We start from the raw sequence: 21,920 nt of genomic DNA on the forward strand, positions 1-21,920 counted from the left end.
TGAACGGCCGGCGCCGTTCACCGCGATTCCGTGTCATCGGTAGCCGACCCGTCCTCGTCGGCCGATGCCTGCTGCGCCGCCCGCGCTGCCGCCGACCCCGGCCGTTTGCGCGTCACCCAGCCCTCGATGTTGCGCTGCGGCCCCGCCGACACGGCCAGCGCACCCGGCGGCACGTCGTCGCGCACGACGGTCCCCGCCCCGGTGTAGGCGCCGTCGCCGACGGTGACCGGGGCGACGAACATCGTGTCCGACCCGGTCCGGACGTGTGAGCCGATCGTGGTGCGGCTCTTGGTCTCGCCGTCGTAGTTGACGAAGACGCTCGACGCTCCGATGTTGCTGTGCTCGCCGATGTCGGCGTCGCCGACGTACGTCAGATGCGGCACCTTGGTGCCGGTGCCGATGGTCGAATTCTTGGTCTCGACGAATGCGCCGAGCTTGCCGTCGGCGCCCAGCACGGTGCCCGGCCGCAGGTAGGCGAAGGGTCCGACCGTCGCACCGTCCCCGATCACCGACGAGGCGGCGTGCGTGCGGCACACCGTCGCGCCGTCACCGACCGTGACGTCGGCCAAGGTGGTGTCGGGGCCGACCTCGCAGCGTCCGCCGATGCGGGTGCCCTCGAGCAGCTGGGTGCCCGGCTTGACGAGGGTGTCGCGGCCGATGGTCACGTCGACGTCGATCCACGTCGTGGCGGGATCGACAACGGTGACCCCGGCCCGCTGGTGCGCGGCGACGATGCGCCGGTTCAGCTCCGCGCCCAGCTCGGCCAGCTGCACACGGTCGTTGACCCCCGCCACCAGCGTCGAGTCGTCCACATGCTTGGCCCGCACGACGAGACCGTCGGAGCGCACGATCGCGATGACATCGGTCAGGTACTGCTCCTGCTGGGCGTTGTCCGAACTCAGACGGCCCAACGCGGACCGCAGCGCGGCGACGTCGAACGCGTACACCCCGGAGTTGACCTCGGTGATCGCCCGCTGTTCGGGGCTGGCGTCGGCCTGTTCGACGATGCCCATCACCTCGCCGTCCTGTGTGCGCAGGATCCGGCCGTAACCCGTCGGGTCGGGCAGCGTGGTGGTCAGCACGGTCGCCGCGGTCGGGCGGGTGTTGTGCGTGCTGATCAGGTCGGCCAGCGTGTCGGCGTCGAGCAACGGCACGTCGCCCGAGGTCACCGCGACCGTGCCGGTGAAGTCGGGCGGCAGTGCCCCCAAGCCGCACTGCACGGCGTGTCCGGTACCGAGCTGCTGCTCCTGGGTGGCGGTGTCGATCGGGCGGCCGAGCTCGGCGGCCAGCCGCTCGACCTCGGGCGTCACCCGGTCCCGGTCCTTGCCGACCACGACGACCAGGTGCCGCGGCGCCGCCCCGGCCACCGCGTGCAGGGCATGCGCGAGCATGCTGCGACCCGCCATCGTGTGCAGCACTTTCGGGGTGTCGGACCGCATCCGGGTGCCGGCGCCTGCCGCGAGCACGACCACCGCTGTATCGGAGGTTGCCTGCGTCATCGGGCATTCCTTCCCAGCGTGAGCCCCGCGAACGCCGGGGACGAAGGTGTCTGTCCGACGACGCGCCAACCCACGTTTGTCATATGGCGGTCGCTCGCCGCTCAATCCGCTCCGTCGCCAGGACTCGAACCTGAACTATCTGAACCAAAATCAGAGGTGCTGCCGATTACACCACGACGGATCGAACACCTCGTGATGCTAGTCCAACGGCGGCGTGGGGCATCTAACCTGGTAACCGTGGCAGCACTCGACAAGGAGGTCAGGGCGCCGCGGGCGCGGATGACGGGCGCCGAGCGGCGCCACCAGCTCATCGAGGTCGCGCGCAAGCTCTTCGCCGAGCGTGGCTATGAGGGCACGTCGATCGAGGAGATCGCGCAGCGCGCCAACGTCTCCAAGCCCGTCGTCTACGAACACTTCGGCGGTAAAGAGGGCCTGTACGCGGTGGTCGTCGACCGTGAGATGTCGGCATTGCTCGACGGGATCACCTCGTCGCTGACCCGGATGACCAACAACCGTTCGCGGCTGCGCATCGAGCGCGTCGCGCTCGCCCTGCTGACCTATGTCGACGAACGCACCGACGGCTTTCGCATCCTGATCCGCGACTCCCCGGCGTCGATCACCTCCGGCAGTACCTATTCGACGCTGCTCAACGAGGCCGTCAACCAGGTGTCCTCGATCCTGGCCGGCGACTTCTCCCGCCGGGGTCTGGACCCGGAGATGGCGCCGCTGTACGCGCAGGCGTTGGTCGGATCGGTGTCGATGACCGCGCAGTGGTGGCTCGATGTGCGCGAGCCCAAGAAGGAGGTCGTCGCCGCGCATCTGGTCAACCTGTGCTGGAACGGGCTGATGCATCTGGAGAACGATCCGCTGTTGCTCGACGAGTGACGTAGATCTCGTCAGCGGATGGGGGCAAACCCTCGTCGCGGCAAGCGTTTCGGCGCGTGCCTACGATGGAAGGCATCATGACCGCATCGGGGACCGTGTCCGTCCCAACCCCGATCGCCGGGCTCGTCGATCTGGCTCTTCGAGATCCCTCCCTGAAGGAGATCTCGCGCCTCGCCGCCGACAGGCCCGCCGATCTGGCCATCGTCGGCCCGGCCGCCGCCCGGGTGTTCGTCGCGTCCGCGATCGCGCACGCCTGCCCGCTGGTCGTCGTGACCGCCACCGGGCGCGAGGCCGACGATCTGACCGCCGAACTGCGCGGCGTGTTCGGTGACGCCGTGGCGATGTTCCCCTCGTGGGAGACGCTGCCGCACGAACGGCTCTCACCGGGTGTCGACACCGTCGGTGCGCGGCTCATGTTGTTGCGCAGGCTGACCCACCCCGACGACACCCGTCTCGGGCCGCCGCTGCAAGTGGTGGTCACCACCGCGCGATCGTTGCTGCAACCCATGGCCCCCGACGTGGCCGACGTCGAACCGGTGACGCTGCGCGTGGGCGCCGAGGCCGAGTTCGACAGCCTGATCGAACGGCTCGTCGAACTCGCCTACACCCGCGTCGACATGGTCGGCAAGCGCGGCGAGTTCGCGGTGCGCGGCGGCATCCTCGACCTGTTTCCGCCGACCTACGAGCATCCGGTGCGTATCGAGTTCTGGGGCGACGAGGTGTCCGAGATGCGGATGTTCTCCGTCGCCGACCAGCGGTCGATTCCGGAGATCGACGTCGACACCGTGATCGCGGTGCCGTGCAGGGAGGTGCTGCTGACCGAGGATGTCCGCGAACGCGCCGTCGAACTGGCCCGCGAGCACCCCGTGCAGGAGAACACGCTGCCCGGCACCGTTCCCGACATGCTAGCCAAGCTCTCCGAGGGCATCCCGGTCGACGGGATGGAGGCCCTTCTTCCGCTGTTGCGTCCCGACGAGCTGTCGACGTTCTCGGATCTGTTGCCTGCGGGCACGCCGCTGTTGATCTGTGATCCGGAGAAGGTCCGCACCCGGGCCGCCGATCTGATCAAGACGGGCCGCGAGTTCCTGGAGGCGTCGTGGTCGGCTGCAGCGCTTGGCGGTGGCAAGAGCACAGCTCCGATCGACCTCGAGGCGCTGGGTGCGTCGGGTTTCGTCGAACTGGACGACGCGCGCGCCGCGGCCCGCGAGAGCGGGCACCCGTGGTGGACGTTGAGCCAGCTGTCCGACGAAGCCGCGCTGGAGATCGACATCCGGCCGGCGCCGTCGGCCCGCGGACAACAGAGCAATGTCACCGAGATCTTCGCGATGCTGCGTGCGCATGTCCTCACCGGTGGTCACGCTGCCGTCGTCACGCCCGGCACCGGAACGGCTCACCGCGTCGTCGAGCAGTTACGCGAATCCGACACGGCAGCAGTCTGTTTGGAGCCGGGGGAGGATCTCAGGGACGGAATCGTCAACGTCCTCAAGGGCCCGCTGCACGACGGTGTGGTGATCCCCGGCGCGAACCTGGTGATCATCACCGAGACCGACCTCACCGGTAACCGCGCCACCGCCACCGAAGGTAAACGGCTGGCCGCCAAGCGGCGCAACGTCGTTGACCCGCTGGCCCTGTCCGCCGGCGATCTGGTGGTGCACGACCAGCACGGCATCGGACGGTTCGTCGAGATGACCGAACGCGTCGTCGGCGGCGCCCGTCGCGAGTACCTGGTGCTGGAGTACGCATCGTCCAAGCGGGGCGGGGGCACCGACAAGCTGTACGTGCCGATGGACTCGCTGGACCAATTGTCGCGCTATGTCGGTGGGGAGTCGCCGACGCTGTCCCGGCTGGGCGGCAGTGACTGGACCAACACAAAGACCAAGGCGCGCAGAGCAGTTCGCGAGATCGCCGCTGAACTGGTGTCGCTGTACGCCAAGCGGCAGGCCTCGCCCGGTCACGCATTCGGCCCCGACAGCCCGTGGCAGGCCGAGATGGAGGACGCGTTCGGCTTCACCGAGACCGTCGACCAGTTGACGGCCATCACCGAGGTCAAGGCCGACATGGAAAAGCCCATCCCGATGGACCGGGTGATCTGCGGCGACGTCGGTTACGGCAAGACCGAGATCGCGGTACGAGCGGCGTTCAAGGCGGTGCAGGACGGTAAGCAGGTCGCGGTGTTGGTGCCGACGACGCTGCTGGCCGACCAGCATCTTCAAACCTTCACCCAGCGAATGTCTGGCTTCCCCGTCACGGTGAAGGGCTTGTCGCGCTTCACCGATCCGGCCGAGTCGCGCGCGGTGCTCGAGGGCATGAAGGACGGCAGCGTCGACATCGTGATCGGCACGCACCGGCTGCTGCAGACCGGCGTCACCTGGAAGGACCTCGGCCTGATCGTGGTCGACGAGGAGCAACGCTTCGGTGTCGAGCACAAAGAACACATCAAGTCGATGCGCACCCATGTCGACGTGCTGACCATGAGCGCCACCCCGATCCCGCGCACGCTGGAGATGAGCCTCGCCGGCATTCGGGAGATGTCGACGATCCTCACTCCGCCCGAGGAGCGCTACCCGGTGTTGACGTACGTCGGACCCCACGACGACAAGCAGATCGCCGCGGCGCTGCGCCGCGAACTGTTACGCGACGGGCAGGCGTTCTACATCCACAACCGGGTCAGGACCATCGACCAAGCGGCCGCGCGGGTTTCGGCGTTGGTGCCCGAGGCGCGCGTGGTCGTCGCGCACGGTCAGATGCCCGAGGAACAGCTCGAGCGCACCGTCGAGGGATTCTGGAACCGCGAATACGACATCCTGGTCTGCACGACGATCGTCGAGACCGGCCTGGACATCTCCAACGCCAACACCTTGATCGTCGAGCGCGCCGACACCTTCGGCCTGTCGCAGCTGCATCAGTTGAGGGGCCGGGTCGGCCGTAGCCGCGAACGTGGTTATGCGTATTTCCTGTACCCGCCGGAGGTTCCGCTCACCGAGACCGCCTACGACCGGCTGGCGACCATCGCGCAGAACAACGAACTCGGCGCGGGCATGGCGGTGGCGATGAAGGACTTGGAGATTCGCGGTGCGGGCAATGTGCTCGGCGCCGAACAGTCCGGACATGTCGCCGGCGTCGGCTTCGACCTGTACGTGCGTCTGGTCGGCGAGGCCGTGGAGGCCTATCGCGCGGCTGCGGACGGGGAAACCGTTGCCGCACCGGAAGAACCGAAGGATGTGCGGATCGATCTGCCCGTCGACGCGCATCTGCCGCCCGACTACATCGGCAGCGACCGACTCCGCCTGGAGGGTTACCGCAGGCTGGCGGCGGCTCCGGATCAGCAGGCGGTGGACGCCGTCGTCGACGAACTCGTCGACCGATACGGCCCGCTACCCGAGCCGGCGAGGCGTCTGGTGGCCGTCGCGCGTCTGCGATTGCTGCTGAAGGCCTATGGCGTCACCGAGGTCAGCTCGGTGTCGGAGTCGACGGTACGGCTCTCTCCGCTGCAGCTGATGGATTCACAGCAACTGCGGCTCAAGCGGATGTACCCGAGCGCCGGTTACCGGGCGACCACGTCGACGGTGCAGGTGCCGATACCCCGTGCCGGCGACGGCATCGGCGCACCGCGCATTCGCGATCTCGAGTTGGTGCAGATGGTCGCCGACCTGATCCTGGCGCTGGACGGGAAGCCACAGGGCAGCGTCGACATAATTTCGGACCCGATTTCTGCGAACTAACGCCAGGTCACAGCGTCTGTACAACTGTTCAGCCGCCGGCCGGATCGGGATCCGCTGTTAACGCACCGTCACGCCGACCCGACATACACGTCGGGGGGTCAAGGTGTTGCTTGCCCATTGAACCGAGGGAGTCGTCCAAACCGAGGGCGTCGATCACCTGTGACAGGTGGTTTAAGCAATTTCCTAAACCGAACATCACACGATGCCACCGAGTGATTGGTGCGCGTCGCGATGACGCAAGGCGAAGGAGTTTTCGATGGACTTCAAGAAATTGGCAGTGACCACCACGATGACCGGTGCACTTGGGCTCGGTGCGTTCGGCCTGGGCGCAGGTTTCGCACAGGCGCAACCGCACATCAATATCCCGCAGCCGCCGGTTCCCGTTCCTGAGCTGAACGTGCCGCCGGTCAATGTGCCGCCGGTGAACGTGCCGCCGGTGAATGTGCCGCCGGTGAACGTGCCGCCGGTCAATGTGCCGCCGGTCAACGTGCCGCCGGTCAACGTTCCGGCCGTCAATGTGCCCGATGTGGACGTGCCGCGGGTGAACGTTCCTGATGTGGACGTGCCGCGGGTGAACGTTCCCGATGTGGACATTCCGAGCGTGAACGCGCCAGATGTGGATCTGCCGCGAGTGAACGCGCCCGATGTGGACCTGCCCGAGGTGCAGTTCCCCGAGGTGGACAACTACTTCAAGCTGCCGAACGGGCACATCCCGCCCGGACAGCTGAAGAACTCGCCGTTCATCAACGGTGTCGCGAACCCGTTCTACGGGATTCCGCCCGGGCAGCTGAAGAAGCTTCCGGACGTGAATGGGGTCGTCAACCCGTTCTTCGATGAGAAGCCGGGTCACTGGGTCATCCCCGACGACCTGATCGAGCCGGAGTCCTGAGCCACGCAGTAAGGGACACGATGGCCGTCCTGCCGCCAGGCAGGGCGGCCATCGCCGGTCCGAGGTGCTGAGAGACGCCGCCAGGGTTCATCGGCTACGGCGTCCGACGAGGTGTTGGTATAACCGAGATCAGCGGTTTCGACAAAGCGCGTGAGGGGGTGTGACCCGATGACCGTCGTTTTGGTCGACCCTCGACGCCCGTCCTTGATCCCGATCGACGCGATCGATCTGCTCTCCGGTGACGTCCAGTACACCGAGGAGATGCCGATCAAGGTGCCGTGGTCGTTGCCGTCGGCGCGGCCCGCGTATGACGGCGAGGATGCGCCGGTGCTGCTGTCCTCGGACCCGCAACACCCCGCGGTCGAGGCCCGGCTGGCGGCCGGGGACAGGGTGATTTCGGCGCCCGAGGCCGCGCCGGGCGAACGCCTGGTCGACGCGGTCGCGATGATGGACAAACTGCGCACGTCCGGGCCCTGGGAGAGCGAGCAGACGCACGACTCGCTGCGCCGCTACCTGCTCGAGGAGACCTACGAGGTGTTCGACGCCGTGCACAGCGGTGACGCTGAGGCGCTGCGTGACGAGCTCGGAGACGTATTGCTACAGGTGCTTTTTCACGCCCGCATCGCCGAAGACGCACCGCAGAATTCGTTCGGCATCGACGACGTCGCCGATGCGCTGGTACGCAAGTTGGGCAACCGCGTACCGGCGGTGCTCGCCGGGGAGCCGATCTCGCTGGACGATCAACTCGCCCAATGGGAGGAGCGCAAGGCGCTGGAGAAGAAGGCCAAGCGGGCGCATTCGACGATGGACGACGTGCCGACCGCTCAGCCCGCTCTGGCGTTGGCGCAGAAGGTGATCGAGCGGGTGAGCGCCGCTGGGCTACCGGTGGACCTGATTCCCCAGGCCATCACATCGGTGACGGTGGCGGTGGGCGGCGATGCCGAGAACGCCTTGCGCTCGGCCGTTTTGGAGTTCATGGACACGGTGCGACGGGTCGAGCGGGCAATCGCCGTCGACCGTCGTGGTGACGAGGTGCCCGAGGAACTCGACGCCACTCCGCTCGGCACCGTGACCGAAGACGAGTGGCGCGCGCACTGGCCGTCCGCCGACGCGGTCGAAACGGACGGCGGCAACGACGCGATGGAAATAGATGAGACCGATGACGATGCCGCTGAGACCAACGAGGCAGAAGTGGCCGATGAGGCTGCTGAGGCTAAAGTTGCCGATCCGGCGTCCTGAACCGGTGAAAATTTTGTGCATCCGAATCGCTCCCAACGCTGAGCCGCGACGTCCCGGACACGTGGGACCATGGGCAGCAACCGAAGTTGGTTGAGGGAGTTTGGTGTCGCCGGTGCGTTGGCTGCGTGCTGTCGCCGTTCTAGGAGCGACGGCGCTGCTCTTGGCTTCTAGCTGCTCGTGGCAGCTCGGGACGCCCATCCCTGAGGGCGTACCGCCGCCCCCTGGCGATCCGGTGCCCGCGATCGACACCTACGCCAAGGGCCGTCCCGCCGATCAGCTTCACGAATGGGCCGCCGAACGCGCACCCAAGCTGGGCATTCCGGTGGCCGCGCTCGAGGCGTACGCCTATGCGGCCCGGGTGGCGGAGGTGGAGAACCCCGACTGCAAGCTGGCGTGGACGACGCTGGCCGGGATCGGGCAGGTGGAGAGCCATCACGGCACCTACCGCGGCGCGGCGATCGGATCGAACGGGGACGTCGAACCGCCCATCCGAGGTGTCTGGCTCGACGGCACCAACGGCAATCTCGAGATCTTCGACGACTCCGCGGTCAGCCATGACGGCGACTCGAAACACGCCCGCGCGATGGGCCCGATGCAGTTCATCCCCGAGACGTGGGGCCACTACGGCGTCGATGCCAACAACGACGGCCAGGTCAGCGCAGACAATATGGACGACGCCGCGCTGTCGGCCGCCGGCTATCTGTGCTGGACCGGCAAGGACCTGGAGACGCCGCGCGGATGGATGAACGCGCTGCGCGCCTACAACGATTCCGACCAGTACGCGCGGACCGTGCGGGACTGGGCGACCGCTTACGCCAACGGGCACCCCCTCTAGACACGCTTCCCGAACTGGAAGGCTCTAGGCTCGTCGGTTGACGCGAAACATCTCGCCCCCACTACCGAGGACACCAAGGAGACGCCAGTGCCCACTATCGATCAGGTCGGAGCCCGAGAGATCCTCGACTCCCGGGGAAACCCCACGGTCGAGGTTGAGGTTCTGCTGGGAGACGGGTCGTTCGCCCGCGCCGCCGTGCCGTCGGGTGCCTCGACGGGTGAGCACGAAGCCGTGGAACTCCGCGACGGCGGCTCACGGTACGGGGGTAAGGGCGTCGAGAAGGCGGTCGAGGCCGTACTCGACGAGATCGCCCCGGCCGTCATCGGTCTGCAGGCCGATGACCAGCGCCTCGTCGACCAGGCGCTGCTCGACCTCGACGGCACCCCCGACAAGTCGCGGCTCGGCGCCAACGCCATCCTGGGCGCCTCGCTGGCCGTGGCCAAGGCCGCGGCCCAGGCGGCCGATCTCGACCTGTTCCGCTACCTCGGCGGCCCGAACGCCCACATCCTTCCGGTGCCGATGATGAACATCCTCAACGGCGGGGCGCACGCCGACACCGGTGTCGATGTGCAGGAGTTCATGGTGGCCCCGATCGGCGCGGCGTCGTTCAAGGAGGCGCTGCGCTGGGGCACTGAGGTGTACCACTCGCTGAAGTCGGTGCTCAAGGCGCAGGGACTGGCGACCGGTCTCGGTGACGAAGGCGGTTTCGCTCCCGACGTGGCGGGCACCACGGCCGCGCTCGACCTGATCCTGTCGGCCATCGAGTCCGCCGGGTTCACGGCGGGCTCGGACGTCGCGCTCGCACTCGACGTGGCCGCAACCGAGTTCTACGCCGACGGGCAGGGCTACAAGTTCGAGAACGAGGTGCGCACCGCTGAGCAGATGGGCACCTTCTACGCGGGTCTGCTCGACACGTATCCGTTGGTGTCGATCGAGGATCCGCTGTCGGAGGACGACTGGGACGGCTGGGTCGTGCTGACGTCGGCCATCGGCGACCGCGTGCAGCTCGTGGGCGACGACCTGTTCGTCACCAACCCGGAGCGGCTGGAGGAGGGCATCCAAAAGGGCGCCGCCAACGCGCTTTTGGTGAAGGTGAACCAGATCGGCACGCTGACCGAGACGCTCGACGCGGTGGCGCTCGCCCATAACAGCGGCTACCGCACGATGATGAGCCATCGCAGCGGCGAGACCGAGGACACCACGATCGCAGACCTCTCCGTTGCGGTCGGCAGTGGCCAGATCAAGACCGGCGCACCCGCCCGCAGTGAGCGTGTCGCCAAGTACAACCAGCTGCTGCGCATTGAGGAGAACCTCGGCGACGCCGCCCGCTACGCCGGCGACCTCGCCTTCCCCCGGTTCGCCATGGAAGCCAGATAGCCCGGTAGCGGCCCGTGCCCGAAGCCAAACGGCCCGACCCGAAGCGCCGGTCACCGACCTCCCGACCAGGGAAGTCGGGCAAGGCAGGCGGTGCTTCGAAGGGCCGTCCGCGGGTCGCTGCACGCCGCGAGCCGCGCGCCACCGATTCGCGTCCCGCGACCGAGGCGGCCGCCGACGCCCCGACCAAATCCGGAGAGGCCGGCGTCGTCATCCGGCGCGCCATCGCCGAATCGGCCGAGCAGCAGTCCGAGCAGCGGTTCGGGTCCGCGGCGCGGCGCGCGGCGATCCTCGCGGTGGTGGTGTGCGTGTTGACGCTGACCATCGCGGGGCCGGTGCGCACCTATTTCGCGCAGCGCACGGAGATGAAGCAACTCAAAGCGACCGAACAGCAATTGCGGGCCCAGATCGCCGATCTCGAACAGCAGAAGGTCAAGCTGGCCGATCCGGTGTTCATCGCCGCGCAGGCCCGCGAACGGCTCGGTTTCGTCATGCCGGGCGAGATTCCGTACCAGGTGCAGTTGCCGCCCGGCGCGGTGGTGCCCGGCACACCCGATCAGGAACCGCAGACCGTCAACCGCGGCCAGCCGTGGTACACGGCGTTGTGGCACACGATCGCCGATGAGCCGCACGGGATCACCCCCGGTCCGCTGCCGGACGTACCACCGCCCGCACCCGGTGTGCCCCCACCGCCGCCGCCACCCCCGCCCGGTGGTTGACGCCGCGGACCTCGAGGCCGTCGAGCGGCAGCTCGGTCGCGAGCCGCGCGGCGTCCTCGAAATCGCTTACCGATGCCCCAACGGCGAACCCGGTGTCGTCAAGACCGCGCCGAAACTCCCTGACGGAACGCCGTTTCCGACGTTGTATTACCTCACCCATCCCGTGCTGACGGCCGCCGCCAGCAGGCTGGAATCCTCAGGCATGATGCGGGAGATGACCGAGCGGCTGCGCAGCGACCCCGACTTGGCGCGGGCGTACCGGGAGGCCCACGAGTCGTATCTCGCCGAGCGCGACGCGATCGAATCTCTGGGTACGACGTTCTCCGGTGGCGGCATGCCGGACCGCGTCAAGTGCCTGCACGTGTTGATCGCCCACTCGCTGGCAAAGGGGCCGGGCACCAATCCGTTCGGCGACGAAGCACTGGCGGCGCTGGCCGGCGAGCCCGCGATGGAAGGCATTCTCGATCCGGAAAGGTGGACCCATGAGTAGGGTCGGCGCCATCGACTGCGGCACCAACTCGATCCGCCTGCTGATCGCCGACCGGGCGGGGGGCAAGCTGGCCGATGTGCACCGCGAGATGCGCATCGTCCGATTGGGCCAAGGTGTCGACGCCACAGGGCAATTCGCGCCGGAGGCGCTGTCGCGTACGGAGTCGGCACTGGCCGACTACGCCGATTTGATGCGCCATCACGGCGTCGACAAGGTCCGGATGGTGGCGACCTCGGCGACCAGGGACGCGGCGAACCGCGACGCCTTCTTCGCGATGACGGCCGAGGTGTTGGGGGCCGTCGCGCCCGGTGCGGTGGCCGAGGTGATCACCGGCGCCGAGGAGGCCGCGTTGTCGTTCAACGGTGCGGTCGGCGAACTCGACGCGGCCGCAGCGCCTTTCGTGGTTGTCGACCTGGGCGGTGGGTCGACCGAAGTGGTGCTCGGAAGCGACGAGATGACCGCCGGACATTCGGCCGACATCGGATGCGTCCGGCTCACCGAACGCTGCCTGCACTCGGACCCACCGACCGCAGAGGAGATCGCCGCGGCGCGTGACGTGGTGCGCGAAGGGCTGCGCGAGGCGTTCCGGGCGGTGCCCGTCGAACAGGCCCGCACCTGGGTCGGCGTGGCGGGCACCATGACAACCCTGTCGGCGCTGGCGCACCAGCTGCCGGCCTACGACTCCGAGGCAATTCACCTGTCGCGGGTTCCGTTCGGCGAACTGCTCAGCGTGTGCGAGCGGCTGATCGCGATGCCCCGGGCCGAACGGGCCCAGCTCGGGCCGATGCACGAGGGGCGGGTCGACGTCATCGGCGGCGGCGCGATCATCGTCGAGGAACTGGCCGACGCGTTGCGGCAGCGGGCGGGTATCGAGGAGCTGACGGTCAGCGAGCACGACATCCTCGACGGCATCGCGCTGTCGATCGCCGGCTGAACGTCGACCGCCCGGGACACGCGCCCTTCGGCGGGCCAGGAGTACCTCGAGAAGGGGACTTCTTGCCCTGTTTCCTTCTCGGCTGTCGGCCCATCCTTTGTCATGTGACTGCTTTCTTAGAGACCACCGGGCCGCCGACAGCCGAATTTCCCGATGCCGAGACGCTACGGACGGTGCTGTCGTTGGCGACCCGAGCTCCTTCCGTGCACAACTCGCAGCCCTGGTACTGGAAAGTGGGCGACGAGAGTCTGCATCTCTACGCTGACCGGTCGCGCCACCTGGCCAAGACCGACGCCGACGAGCGTGACTTGATGGTCAGCTGCGGGATGGCGTTGCACCACGCCATCGTGGCCCTGGCGGCGGTGGGTTGGCGAGCCCGGGTCCACCGATTTCCCAACCCCGCCGATCCCGATCATCTCGCTTCGTTCGACGTGAGCTCCGCCGATCCCATCACCGCCGACATCGCCCTGGCGGCCGCCATTCCGCAACGCCGAACCGACCGCCGTCACTTCGGCCCTTGGCCGGTGTCGATGGTGGACATCGCGAAGATCGGAGCCAGGCTCGCCAGGACGGGGATTCTGATGCGACGCGTCGAGATGTCCATGGACATCAGGGCAATCGTTGCGCAGGCGGTGTGGCAACACACCCACGACGATGCGTATCTGGCCGAACTCGCCGCCTGGAGCGGAAGGCATGCCGCGACGTCGGGCATTCCGGCACGCAGCATCCCCGACTCCGACCCCACGGCCCCCCTCCCGGGCCGACTCTTTCCCGGTGGGTCACTGGCGCAACCGCAGGGCGCGTCCGCACACGAGGACCACGCGATCCTGTTGGCATTGGGATCTGTGGCCGACGACGATCTCTCACGGTTGCGGGCGGGTGAGGCGTCGAGCCTGCTGCTGTTGACCGCCACCTCCATGGGCTTGGCCAGCTGCCCGGTATCCGAGCCCCTCGAGATTGCAGAAACGCGGCGAGCGCTCAGGGACGAGGTGTTCGACGGCCGGGAGTACCCGCAGATGATGTTCCGGATCGGTTGGGCGCCCGTCGGTGCCGATCCGCTGCTGTCGACACCGCGACGCCCTCTCAGCGAGGTCGTCGGCCCCCTCGACAGTGTCCCCGCGAGCCGGTGACCCGCCCATGAACGCACACCACCCCAACGCCGAAACCATCCGCTCCGCACTGATGTTGGCGGTGAAGGCGCCGTCGGTGCACAACACCCAGCCGTGGCGTTGGCGGGCCGGCGAACACAGCGTCCAGCTCTACGTCGACCGCCGACTGCATCTGCCGTACACCGATCCCGATTCCCGGGATCTCATGCTCAGCTGCGGTGCCTCACTGAACCACTGCCAGATCGGCTTCGCCGCGCTGGGCTGGCGCGCCGAGGTGCACCGTTTCCCCAACCCGGACGACCCGAATCACCTCGCGGCCCTCGAACTTCATCGGCACGACCCCACTGACGCCGACATCGCGCTCGCCGCGGCCATTCCGCGACGGCGAACCGACCGCCGCCGGTACGGCTCATCGAAGGTTGCACCCGCAGACCTCGCCGTGATCGCGACCCGGGCAGCCGCGGCCGGTGCGACCGTGCGTGAGGTGGACGATCTTTCCTCACTGAGGAGTCTGGTGAGCGAGGCGGCTCGACGCCATGCTGCCGACCACGGCTATGCCGCCGAACTCGCCACGTGGAGCGGTAAATACGCGGCAACCGCGGGAGTACCGGCGCGCAGCGCGCCCAAAGCCGACGGCAGCATCTCGGCGCGTACGTTCGCGGGCGCGAGTCTTGCCCAACCGATGGGCTCCGAAGCCGAGACCGACAACGCCGTGGTCCTCGCTCTCGGCACGGACGATGACAGCGACCTGTCACGATTGCGCGCCGGCGAGGCGGCCAGCCTGGTCCTCCTCACGGCCACCGCGCTGGGATTGTCGAGTTGTCCCATGACGGAGCCATTGGAGGTACCCGAGACCCGCGCTGTTGTCCGGGCAGAGGTCTTCGACGGTGGTCTGTACCCGCAGATGCTGTTGCGGATCGGTTGGGGACTTCTCGGTGCCGATCCGTTGCCGCCCACCCCGCGACGCGCCGTGTCCGAAGTCGCCGCGCGACTCGACGGGTCGCCACTGGCGTAATCGTTCGAAGTCGAATGGATTCCGGATGTGGGCCCGGTCCAGGGACTTTCGACCACTTCACCGGTGACGAACGCCTCCGGAACCAGCGGCGTCGCGACGATACGGTCATGGAGTGGGTTGATGTCCGGCGGTGAGAGGGGCGCGAAATGGCGGCGACGACATCCGATCACGGCATCCTGGTCGCGGTCGACGGATCGCCGGCCGCAAGGGTTGCCACCGACTGGGCTGCGCGAGAAGCCGTGTTACACCGGCTGCCGCTTCAGGTCGTGCACGTCGTCGAATCGCCCGCCGTGCGGATGTGGCCGGAGATGGCCATGCCGGCCGCAGTCACCGAAAGTCTGCGGCGAAGAGGTCACGAATACCTCTCGGCAGCAGTGGAAACCGCCCAACGGGCGACTGGCGGCGAGGATCTGGCGATCACTACCGAGCTGTTGACGGCCGCAGTCCAGCCCACACTCATCGACCTGTCTGGAGAGGCCCGCATGATCGTGGTGGGCTGTCGCGGTCTGGGCTCGATCGGCCGCCGTCTTCTCGGGTCGGTCAGCTGGACCCTCCTACACCACGCCAAGTGCCCTGTCGCAGTCATCCATGACGAGGATCCGCTGATGTCCGAACCGGTTTCGAAGGCACCGGTGGTCGTCGGGATCGACGGCTCGCTGGCCTCGGAAGCCGCCACGGCGATCGCATTCGATGAGGCATCGCGCCGCGGAGTGGATCTCGTCGCCGTCCACGCATGGAGCGACATGAGCTACTACGAGTTGCCCGGGTGCGAAGCCGCGGCCCTGCTCCGGGAAGCCGAGGAAACGCTCGGCGAGCGCCTCGCCGGCTGGCAGGAGCAGTATCCCGATGTTCGGATCGAGCGCGTCCTGGTGATGGATCGGCCCGCACACCAGCTGCTCGAGCAATCGGATCGCGCGCAGCTGACGGTCCTGGGCAGCCATGGGCGTGGTGGTTTCGCCGGGATGCTGCTCGGATCCGTCAGCTCGACGGTCGCCGAGTCGACGCGTATGCCGGTCCTGGTGGTACGACCGTCGTGACGGGTCATCACATGTCGGGGTCGCGGTGGGACCGCTCCAATTTGGAGATGTAAACCGCCGCCTGGGTGCGTCGTTCCATACCGAGCTTGGCCAACAGCCGTGAAACGTAGTTCTTGACCGTCTTCTCCGCCAGGAACATCCTGGCGGCGATCTGCTTGTTGGTCAGGCCTTCCCCGAGCAGATCCAACAGGACCCGCTCCTGATCGCTGAGTTTCGCCAAGGGATCGGAATGTTCAGCAGCCCCACGCAATTTAGCCATCAACGCGGCTGCCGCGCGGTTGTCCAGCAACGACCGCCCAGCGCCGACATCCTTGATCGCCTGGGCGAGTTCCATGCCCTTGATGTCTTTGACCACATAGCCGCTGGCGCCGGCCAGAATCGCGTCCAGCATCGCCTCGTCCGAGGTGAATGACGTCAACATCAGGCACCGCAGATCCGGCATGCGGGAGAGAAGGTCCCGACACAGTTCGATGCCGTTGCCGTCCGGGAGTCGTACGTCGAGGACCGCGACATCGGGTTGCAGGGCGGGAATGCGCGCCATTGCCTGCGACACGGAGCCCGCCTCACCGATCACGTCCAAATCCGGATCGGCGCTGAGGAGGTCGATGAGACCGCGCCGGACCACTTCGTGGTCGTCGACCAGAAAGACTTTCACCATGGGTGTCTCACTCCTGAGTTTGCGCCACGGTGTCTCACACTACGGTCTGCGCTTGGCGGATCAAGGCCGAACAGCACCCTTCGGTGGCGGCTGGCGCACTTCGAGCACCTCAGCGGTCGGGCGCCGGGGAGTCGCCGGGGGCCGGTCTTCGATCTCCGGTGCCGTACCGATGCGGATCAACACCTGCGGCGTCGTCTCAGCACCGATCAGCGACGCGACGATGTCCCGGCTCGCCCGCAGCTCGGTGATGTGGGTCAGCGTGCATGAAGCCAGGCCGGCCATGGTGGCATCGAGCAGGACCGCCGACAGCATCTCCCCGCATCGAAGCACGCTTTCGCGCTCGTTGTCATAGGTGGACAGCACGACGATCTTCGCCCTGTCCTGACCGTAGGCCCGGCGTCTGTCTCGTTCGTCGTGAGAAACGGGGAAACTGCGTCCCACGCCGACGTGATCGCTTTCGGCCGCCGTGGGAAGAGAACTCGGGGGAATGCCCTCGCTGACCGGGAAAGGAGCTGTCCACCACTGCAACTCCTCGTGGTAGTAGGGGTCGTAGAAGCGCAGGGACTCGGTCAGTCTGGAGGCCTGAACCAGTTCGGCGCGCAGCTCGTCGGCGATCACATCCAGTCTGACGGCATCCGCGGTGACGCTTCTGCGCAATTGCGCCTCGACGGCCATCCACTCCGGCGGGGCCGCGAAGGGAAGTCGGTCGGTGCGCCGCATCAGTATCGCGTCGGCGCGACGACGGTGTCCTTCGGTGACGAATTCGATCGGGGAGAAGTCGACATTGGCCAGGTGCACCGGGCTGTTCGGATTCGGATAGCGGTCGATGTCGGCGTCCCAGCCGGCTGCGGCCATCGCCACCGTGAGGTGGTCGAGCACCGCGCCGCAGCTCATCAGCGCTTCCCGCCCGGAACGGTCGGTCGAGTACAGGACACGGCTCTTGTCGAGAAACAGCTCAACCGAGGAACCGTCGGTCGTCCAACGCCACGGCTGGCTGTTGTGCAACGACGGGGCCCGACACGCCAGGCGTACGGCGTTGGTGATGACGTCGGTGCCGACCAGGGTGTCTCGCATTACTCGATCGTGGGCTCGAATCACCGCCGAAACCAGGGCCAATGGTCCCATTCGTCGGGGCTTCTGACCCTGTCCGGCGGTGCCGGCGGCAGTGGACGATCGAGTCATGAGCGCATCGGTGGTGGCGGCGGACAGCGACGGTGTGGCGCTCGGCAATGCCGGCAACCTGCAAGCGCAGACCCGTGAGACGCACACCGGTGTCGTGGTGCTCGTCGGCGACAGGGCATACAAGGTGAAAAAGCCCGTTCTCACCGACTTCTTGGACTTCCGTACGCCAGATCTGCGGGCGGCGGCCTGCGAACGCGAGGTGGCGCTCAATCGCAGGCTTTCTCCCGAAAGCTACCTCGGCGTGGGCCACTTCGCCGGCCCGGACGGCGGAGCAGACGAGCCCGTGGTCGTGATGCGTCGCTATGCCGACTCGCTGCGGCTGGCATCGATGATCCGTGAGGGTCGGCCGGTGTACGACCAACTGGACGCCATCGCCCAAAGGGTCGCCGATTTCCACCGGCACGCGGCGAGAAGCGAGGTCATCGACGCGTGCGGGCGACCCGGCGCCGTTGCCGCACGCTGGCGACAGAACCTCGACCAGCTCGCGCTCTACACCGGCCGCGGGGTGTTCGGGGATCAGGTCCGGGAAATCCGGCGGCTCGCCGAACGATTCATGGCCGGCCGTTCGGGGCTGTTCGAACGCCGGATAGCGCAGGGTCGTGTGGTCGACGGGCACGGGGACCTGCTGGCCGACGACATCTTCTGTCCCGCCGACCATCTCGCCATCCTCGACTGTCTGGAGTTCGACGACAGTCTCCGTTTCGTCGACGCCATCGACGACGTGTCGTTCCTCGCGATGGATCTGGAATTTCTGGGCCGCCAGGACCTCGCCGAGCTGTTCCTCGATTCCTATCGCCGGCACTCCGGTGACACGGCGCCGAGCGCCCTGGCACACTTCTACATCGCCTACCGTGCGGTGGTCCGGGCGAAGGTCGACTGCGTGCGCGTCGACCAGGGCCATGACGAGGCGCGCGCCGACGCGCGGCGACACCTTGACATCGCTTTCGAACATCTTCGATCAGCGACTGTGCAGCTGATCATCGTCGGTGGCGGTCCGGGCACGGGTAAGAGCACGCTTTCGCGAGCTCTGGCAGAACAATTCGATGCCGAGGTCATCTCCACCGACGACATCCGGAAACAGATGCAGGGCGCCGGCACGATCACAGGTCCGGTGGGTGAGGTGGACACCGGTCTGTACTCGCCGCAGAATGTCAGCGCCGTCTACCAGGAGGTGCTGCAGCGAGCGATCGGCACGCTTTCCGCGGGCAGGTCGGTGATACTCGACGGGACCTGGCGCAATGCCGAGCAGCGCGAGCGAGCCCGCCGCATCGCCGATCGCGCGCGTGCGCCGCTGGTGATCCTCACGTGCTCGGCTCCGCTGGACGAGGCCGCGCTGAGGATCGAAACCAGGGCCGACACAACCTCTGACGCGACCCGCGACATCGCAGCCGCCATTGCGGCGGGATCGACGCGCGATTACGGCGGTCATCTGATCGACACCACGCGTCCCCTGGGGGACTCGGTTGCGCAAGCACAGCAGATATGTTGCACCGCAATCTGATCGGTGATGGCTGCCATCGGTTAGCTGACCGCATGGCGTTCAAAGGAGGGCAATTGTGCAACGCTTGACGACCCTTGACGCGGGCTTTTTGGAGGCAGAGGATTCCGATCGGCACGTCAGCCTGGCGGTCGGGGGGCTGTCGATCCTGGAGGGCCCGATGCCGCAGTACGACTCGATTGCAGCGGGTTTGGCCGCCAGATTGGCCGATCTGCCGAGATTTCGGCAGGTGTTGCACACACACCTGTTGGACCTGCAGCCACCCGAGTGGGTCGATGTCGACGATCTCGACATCACCCATCACCTCCACCGGGCGGCGCTTCCTGGGCCCGGAGACGATCATGCGCTGCACAGGTTCGTTGCCGACGTCATGGAGCGGCGCCTGGACCGCGATCGGCCGTTATGGGAATGCTGGATCGTCGAAGGTCTCGCCGACGGCAGATGGGCGATCCTGATGAAGATCCACCACTGCATCGCCGACGGCATCGCCACGATGCACATGTTTTCCTCTCTGGCTGACGGGGGAGAAGGGGAGACGTTCGCCACGGAGATTCGCGCGGCGAAGACAGTTCCGCACCAACGGGTCACATCGCAGAAATCGATTCTCAATCCTATGACGTGGCCCGGGGGACTGATGCGGATGGCCGCCAGCGCGACCAGTGCCGCGGTGCTGGCCGCCGAGGGTGCTGCCGAAATCGTCAGTGGAATAGTCAGACCCGCGGCCGAGTCTTCGCTGAACGGTCCCGTCACGGCGATGCGCCGCTACAGCGCCGCCCGCGTCGGCCTCGCCGACGTCACCAAAGTGACCGAAGCCTATGGCGTCACCGTCAACGACGTCGCGCTCGCCGCCTTGACCGACAGTTACCGCGCCGCGCTCACCCGCCGTGGCGAGAAGCCGATGCGCACCTCGCTGCGCACACTGGTACCGGTTTCGGTTCGGGCGAACGACGCCGTCGGTATCACCGACAACCGGGTCTCGGTCATGCTGCCGTTCCTGCCCGTGGAGAAGGAGGATCCGGTCGAGCAGCTCCTAGCGGTGCACCGTCGTCTGACGAAGGCGAAAGCGAGCGGTCAGCGCGAAGCGGGAAGTATCGCCATGTCAGCGATGAACGCCGTCCCGTTCCCGTTGACCGCATGGTTCGTCCGGACGATGACTCGTCTGCCCCAGCGCGGCGTCGTCGCCCTGGCGACCAACGTGCCCGGGCCCAGAAAGCGGATGACGATCCTGGGCCGAGAGGTACTCCATGTGCTGCCGATTCCGCCGATCGCTCTTCAGTTGCGCACGGGGGTCGCGATCCTCAGTTACGCAGACGAGCTGGTCTTCGGTGTCACTGCCGATTATGACGCGACGCCCGACGTGGACGAGATCGCCCGCGGGGTGACGGTCGCGATAGCCAAGCTCGTGGAGCGCTGTTGACACGCCGGGTGACATGGGGCGCTGAGCCAACAACCACCGCCACCGCCGTCACGGTGTCTGAACGCGGAGAGGGGATCGTATGGCCGAGAACACAAAGCGCCGCGGTGTCGTGGTCGGCGCCGACGGCTCCGCTTCGGCGAAGGCGGCCATCAGATGGGCCGCCCATGACGCAAGCATGCGCAGGCTTCCGCTCACCGTCGTTCACGCCAACGCCGTGTCCACGGTGGCCGCGGCGATGGTGGCATGGCCCGCAGGTGAGATTCCCCAGCAAGTCCTCGAGCAGGAGGAGGAGGACGCGCGGGCCATACTCGCGAATGCCGTTGCCATGGCACGCGAAAGCGCCGAGGGCAGAACACCACTGACCGTAACCGATGAGATGTTCTTCGGCTGGCCGGTACCGACGCTGGTCGACGTCTCCAAGGACGCGGAGATGGTGGTTGTCGGCTGTCGAGGCCGGACCGGATTGCGCCGCACGCTGTTGGGATCGGTCAGCTCCGGGCTGATCCATCATGCTCACTGTCCGGTCGCGGTCGTCCACGACGATCAAGACTCGCCGGGTCGGCTACCCGTGCTCGTCGGGATCGACGGTTCGCGATCATCGGAAGCCGCAATCGCCCTGGCGTTCGCCGAAGCATCCTGGCGCGGTGTCGATCTCATCGCGCTCCATGTCTGGAGCGACGCCGACATGCCGAAGTCGAGCATGGATTGGACCGACGTTTTGGCGGCTGCACGCAGGACGCTATCGGAGCGCCTCGCGGGTTGGCAGGAACGTTACCCGGACGTGGAGGTCACCACGATGGTGGAGTTCGAGGGCCCTGCGCGCCGGCTGCTGGAACTCTCGGAGCGCGCGCAACTGGTCGTCGTCGGAAGCCATGGTCGCGGGGGGTTCGCGGGGATGCTACTCGGATCCGTGAGCACCGAGGTGGCTGCGGCGGCTCGCGTCCCGGTCATCGTGGCCCGCGGGAGTTGAGTCCACAGCCCCTCCGTGAGGCCTCGTCACCGGGGATGAGACTGTGGTGCAGCACATTCAAGCTGGTCGACCGCTGCAGGACTCACATATCCGGTAAGGAAAGAACACCACTGCGCCTGGCGGGCCCGATGTTCACCATCACCCGCTCCAGCAGCGCAGCGTAGGCCGACCCGTCGACGAGGAAGTCGGCCCCGCCGTGATGCAGAAGGTACGCGTCGAGGCGGCGGTCAAGCGGCCAATCGGAGTAGATCCGGCCGGCGAACTCGGACCGAAGGAAGCGCCACGCGATGGTGTCGAGCTCCGCAGTGGTCATATCGACGCGGTCAGTGGGCACCATCGGCCATCCCCAATCTTCGCTGTCGGCTGTCATATTCATGGTCGGCGCGACGGACCGCCGGAGATAGAGAAGAAAGTCACACAAGATCAGCCCATCCGTCTACGGTTTGTG

General features: G+C 67.1%; 19 protein-coding genes and 1 tRNA gene. 15 read left to right on the forward strand and 5 right to left on the reverse strand.

Features of this window, described 5'->3' with window-relative positions; genetic code table 11:
- Positions 1–17 precede the first annotated feature (17 nt).
- Both glmU and AU197_RS05610 read right to left on the reverse strand, forming a co-directional pair.
- Positions 18–1,499, reverse strand: coding sequence for a bifunctional UDP-N-acetylglucosamine diphosphorylase/glucosamine-1-phosphate N-acetyltransferase GlmU (gene glmU / locus AU197_RS05605; RefSeq protein WP_064401527.1), 1,482 nt, complete (start codon positions 1,497–1,499; stop codon positions 18–20).
- 109 nt (positions 1,500–1,608) lie between these two features.
- Positions 1,609–1,680 (reverse strand) — tRNA-Gln (locus AU197_RS05610).
- Positions 1,681–1,778: 98 nt separating this feature from the next.
- On the opposite strand from AU197_RS05610, the gene AU197_RS05615 reads away from it, so the two are divergent.
- From AU197_RS05615 to AU197_RS05670, 12 genes are all read left to right on the forward strand, one after another.
- Positions 1,779–2,384 carry a TetR/AcrR family transcriptional regulator gene (locus AU197_RS05615; RefSeq protein WP_064401528.1) on the forward strand — a complete coding sequence of 202 codons (606 nt, stop codon included), beginning with the start codon at positions 1,779–1,781 and terminating at the stop codon, positions 2,382–2,384.
- 77 nt (positions 2,385–2,461) lie between these two features.
- A complete protein-coding gene (mfd, locus tag AU197_RS05620; RefSeq protein WP_064401568.1) occupies positions 2,462–6,106 on the forward strand; it encodes a transcription-repair coupling factor in 3,645 nt (1,214 codons plus the stop codon).
- A 256-nt stretch (positions 6,107–6,362) separates the two neighbouring features.
- Positions 6,363–6,995, forward strand: a complete 633-nt coding sequence (locus AU197_RS05625) for a hypothetical protein (protein ID WP_064401529.1) — start codon at positions 6,363–6,365, stop codon at positions 6,993–6,995.
- Positions 6,996–7,163: 168 nt separating this feature from the next.
- Entirely contained in the window at positions 7,164–8,234 is a 1,071-nt protein-coding gene (locus AU197_RS05630) for a nucleoside triphosphate pyrophosphohydrolase (protein ID WP_064401530.1), read from the forward strand.
- Positions 8,235–8,337: 103 nt separating this feature from the next.
- Positions 8,338–9,069 (forward strand): lytic transglycosylase domain-containing protein, encoded by a 732-nt coding sequence (locus AU197_RS05635; RefSeq protein ID WP_064401531.1) that lies wholly within the window; start codon positions 8,338–8,340, stop codon positions 9,067–9,069.
- Positions 9,070–9,156: 87 nt separating this feature from the next.
- Positions 9,157–10,446 (forward strand): phosphopyruvate hydratase, encoded by a 1,290-nt coding sequence (eno, locus tag AU197_RS05640; RefSeq protein WP_064401532.1) that lies wholly within the window; start codon positions 9,157–9,159, stop codon positions 10,444–10,446.
- A 14-nt stretch (positions 10,447–10,460) separates the two neighbouring features.
- Positions 10,461–11,162 (forward strand): FtsB family cell division protein, encoded by a 702-nt coding sequence (locus AU197_RS05645; protein WP_064401533.1) that lies wholly within the window; start codon positions 10,461–10,463, stop codon positions 11,160–11,162.
- Positions 11,155–11,652 (forward strand): DUF501 domain-containing protein, encoded by a 498-nt coding sequence (locus AU197_RS05650; protein WP_064401534.1) that lies wholly within the window; start codon positions 11,155–11,157, stop codon positions 11,650–11,652. The genes AU197_RS05645 and AU197_RS05650 overlap by 8 nt, the downstream gene beginning before the upstream one ends.
- The gene (locus tag AU197_RS05655) at positions 11,645–12,586 is read left to right on the forward strand and encodes a Ppx/GppA phosphatase family protein (protein ID WP_064401535.1); all 942 of its coding nucleotides are present in this window, start codon (positions 11,645–11,647) and stop codon (positions 12,584–12,586) included. Before AU197_RS05650 ends, AU197_RS05655 begins: the two co-directional genes overlap by 8 nt.
- A 104-nt stretch (positions 12,587–12,690) precedes the next feature.
- Entirely contained in the window at positions 12,691–13,716 is a 1,026-nt protein-coding gene (locus tag AU197_RS05660) for an Acg family FMN-binding oxidoreductase (RefSeq protein WP_064401536.1), read from the forward strand.
- 7 nt (positions 13,717–13,723) lie between these two features.
- Entirely contained in the window at positions 13,724–14,710 is a 987-nt protein-coding gene (locus AU197_RS05665; protein ID WP_064401537.1) for a nitroreductase family protein, read from the forward strand.
- A 146-nt stretch (positions 14,711–14,856) separates the two neighbouring features.
- Positions 14,857–15,747 carry a universal stress protein gene (locus AU197_RS05670; protein WP_064401538.1) on the forward strand — a complete coding sequence of 297 codons (891 nt, stop codon included), beginning with the start codon at positions 14,857–14,859 and terminating at the stop codon, positions 15,745–15,747.
- Positions 15,748–15,754: 7 nt separating this feature from the next.
- On the opposite strand, the gene dosR is transcribed toward AU197_RS05670, so the two are convergent.
- Together dosR and AU197_RS05680 are read right to left on the reverse strand one after the other, a co-directional pair.
- Positions 15,755–16,405 (reverse strand): hypoxia response regulator transcription factor DosR/DevR, encoded by a 651-nt coding sequence (gene dosR / locus AU197_RS05675; protein ID WP_064401539.1) that lies wholly within the window; start codon positions 16,403–16,405, stop codon positions 15,755–15,757.
- A gap of 60 nt (positions 16,406–16,465) precedes the next feature.
- Complete coding sequence (locus tag AU197_RS05680; RefSeq protein WP_064401540.1) at positions 16,466–17,479, reverse strand: Acg family FMN-binding oxidoreductase; 1,014 nt, start codon at positions 17,477–17,479, stop codon at positions 16,466–16,468.
- A gap of 106 nt (positions 17,480–17,585) precedes the next feature.
- Here AU197_RS05680 and AU197_RS05685 point away from each other — a divergent pair, with 106 nt between their 5' ends.
- From AU197_RS05685 to AU197_RS05695, 3 genes are all read left to right on the forward strand, one after another.
- Positions 17,586–19,088 carry a bifunctional aminoglycoside phosphotransferase/ATP-binding protein gene (locus AU197_RS05685; protein ID WP_064401569.1) on the forward strand — a complete coding sequence of 501 codons (1,503 nt, stop codon included), beginning with the start codon at positions 17,586–17,588 and terminating at the stop codon, positions 19,086–19,088.
- Between the two features lie 55 nt (positions 19,089–19,143).
- Complete coding sequence (locus AU197_RS05690) at positions 19,144–20,502, forward strand: WS/DGAT/MGAT family O-acyltransferase (protein WP_064401541.1); 1,359 nt, start codon at positions 19,144–19,146, stop codon at positions 20,500–20,502.
- A 79-nt stretch (positions 20,503–20,581) separates the two neighbouring features.
- The gene (locus AU197_RS05695) at positions 20,582–21,472 is read left to right on the forward strand and encodes a universal stress protein (RefSeq protein ID WP_082696518.1); all 891 of its coding nucleotides are present in this window, start codon (positions 20,582–20,584) and stop codon (positions 21,470–21,472) included.
- Positions 21,473–21,554: 82 nt separating this feature from the next.
- Here AU197_RS05695 and AU197_RS05700 read toward each other — a convergent pair whose 3' ends face one another.
- Positions 21,555–21,809 carry a hypothetical protein gene (locus AU197_RS05700; protein WP_064401571.1) on the reverse strand — a complete coding sequence of 85 codons (255 nt, stop codon included), beginning with the start codon at positions 21,807–21,809 and terminating at the stop codon, positions 21,555–21,557.
- Positions 21,810–21,920 lie beyond the last annotated feature (111 nt).

The sequence above is a fragment of the Mycobacterium sp. IS-1590 genome (assembly GCF_001500025.1).
GTDB lineage: Bacteria > Actinomycetota > Actinomycetes > Mycobacteriales > Mycobacteriaceae > Mycobacterium.